The organism is Enterococcus lemanii (assembly GCF_016909125.1).
GTDB lineage: Bacteria > Bacillota > Bacilli > Lactobacillales > Enterococcaceae > Enterococcus_I > Enterococcus_I lemanii.
The window spans coordinates 1-1,793 of sequence record NZ_JAFBFD010000071.1 but is presented as its reverse complement, the minus strand read 5'-3'; the positions used below and the strand labels follow the sequence as shown (position 1 = coordinate 1,793).

At 37.5% G+C, this 1,793-nt stretch carries 1 protein-coding gene; it reads right to left on the bottom strand.

Annotated elements, in window-relative coordinates; genetic code table 11:
* Positions 1–146: 146 nt before the first annotated feature.
* Entirely contained in the window at positions 147–1,406 is a 1,260-nt protein-coding gene (locus tag JOD14_RS12995; RefSeq protein ID WP_204655198.1) for an IS110 family RNA-guided transposase, read from the bottom strand.
* Positions 1,407–1,793: the final 387 nt, after the last annotated feature.

Genomic DNA, 1,793 nt, shown 5'->3' with positions numbered 1-1,793 from the left:
AAGTCTTGTGGTATTAAGTCAAGTGATAAGTAACGCTCTTTTCATCGTTTTCACAAAATTTAGACCGCACGAAACTAAACCCGACCCAAAACTGGTTAAATAACAGTTGTTCGGGTATGTTTTCCAAAGATTTGCGTCATGAATTTTCATTCAACCTCTATCACGCTCCTTGGTGGCGTATAGAGTTGGTGGTTACGCAGTAGAATATCCACCAGACGCACAAATTTTCTTGCAGTTAAGACGAGGGCTCGCTTGTGTTGATGTTTTGGTACTTCTTTATATTTCTTTTGGTAGTAAGTTTTAAATTCAGGTAAATGTCGTCTTACAGAATTGGTAGCTTCAATTAAGTAATATCGAAAATAGCGATTACCTGTTTTGATTAATGGTGTCCGTTCCGATTGGAAAATTCCCGATTGTGAGACTTTCCAAGTCAATCCAGCGTATTTAGCCAGTTTGGCCTGATTTTCAAAGCGTTCAATCTGACCGATTTCAGCGAGTAATCCAGCGGCGTAAACAGGACCAATTCCTGGAATACTTCGTAAACATTGGTACTCGGGTAAAATGACAACTAAATCTTCAATGGCTTTATCCAAAATTTTAATTTGTTGTTGGAACGCTTGAATGCTTTTAACGAGGCAAGCCAAGATGATATCGATTGATTCTTGGGCAACTTTTCCAAGACGATAAGAATCTCGAACTGCTTTTTTAATCGCTTTTGCAATCTTGTCAGGTGCTTTAAAGCGACCTTTGCCATGATGTTGTAAGAGCTCAGCCAGCTCTTCTAAAGACATCTTTGAAAAGTCATCTAAAGAATAGTCATCCGTCATCAAGGCAATCATTGCTGCACCAAAAACAGAAGTTGAAGAATCGCCATTCTTAAGTTCCCGACTCAAGGTATTACACTTATAAGTGAGATTTTCAAGAAAGTGTTGCTTTGCTTCTGTCAACTGACAAACCATTTGATACCTTGTTCGAGTCAGTCTTTGAAGGGCCATGTATTTTTCTTCTTTTAAGGGAGAAGAGGAATACCGTTGAAGCCGTAAGTAATCGGCGATTCGAAAAGCATCGATGCGATCGGTTTTATCTTCATCAAAAATTCGTGAGAACTGTTTGATTTTAAATGGATTTTCAACGGTGACGATCAACTCATATTGATTAAGCTCTTCATCGGTTTGAAAAAAAGTAGCTGGATGAAAACTGTAAAGAGAAGTCGATTCCATTCCAATCACAATTTTTTTAAAAATCATTGATTCGGTGAATTTAAGAATCTGTTCTTTGATCGCCGTTGCGCCATTTAAATCATTTGGAAATGTTTTTTCTAAAAGGATTGAAAGATCGTCATCGTCTGTTAAAAAACAAACATCTAGTTTTTCAGAACTCACATCTAAACCAACAAATAATTTCATGGAGAGGACCTCCTTTCTATTTGATTATTTGGAAAACTGCTTCGATACTGTGGGATGCCCCTGAAAGACCTAGAAGACCAACAACCTCGCCTATGAGTAGATTCATTTCTTTCCCTCCAGCTACCTCACTTTTCTACTCTAAAAGTGGGAGGGAAAGAAAAACTACAACTTGTGTGTTTGTTGCCAACCGCTAGGTTCCAGGATGCAGACTTTTTAATGTAGATAACACTACAGGAGGAATTAGCAGATTCCCGATAGATCCTTTTCCATAGCTCTATTATTCAGGGAAATCACACAATATCCAAGCAATATGATTTTAAGGAATGAAAATATTTTATTTAGTTTTCAAGGAGCGTAATTTGCTTCTAAATATATTATACGAGGAGG

Coding starts and splice junctions, on each gene's coding strand:
- JOD14_RS12995 (WP_204655198.1), bottom strand. CDS start 1,406: ATGAAATTATTTGTTGGTTTAGATGTGAGTTCTGAAAAACTAGATGTT.